Annotated in this window: 1 rRNA gene; it reads left to right on the top strand. The window is 59.0% G+C overall.

Annotation, left to right across the window (positions count from 1 at the left end):
• Nucleotides 1-217 (top strand): 16S ribosomal RNA (locus tag DTL70_RS33090); the annotation flags it as partial.
• Nucleotides 218-227: the final 10 nt, after the last annotated feature.

Genomic DNA, 227 nt, shown 5'->3' with positions numbered 1-227 from the left:
AAGTCGGAGTCGCTAGTAATCGCAGATCAGCATTGCTGCGGTGAATACGTTCCCGGGCCTTGTACACACCGCCCGTCACGTCACGAAAGTCGGTAACACCCGAAGCCGGTGGCCCAACCCCCTTGCGGGGAGGGAATCGTCGAAGGTGGGACTGGCGATTGGGACGAAGTCGTAACAAGGTAGCCGTACCGGAAGGTGCGGCTGGATCACCTCCTTTCTAAGGAGCA

The organism is Streptomyces diacarni, from assembly GCF_003323715.1.
Lineage (GTDB): Bacteria > Actinomycetota > Actinomycetes > Streptomycetales > Streptomycetaceae > Streptomyces > Streptomyces diacarni.
This window is presented reverse-complemented; position numbering and strand designations above follow the sequence as displayed.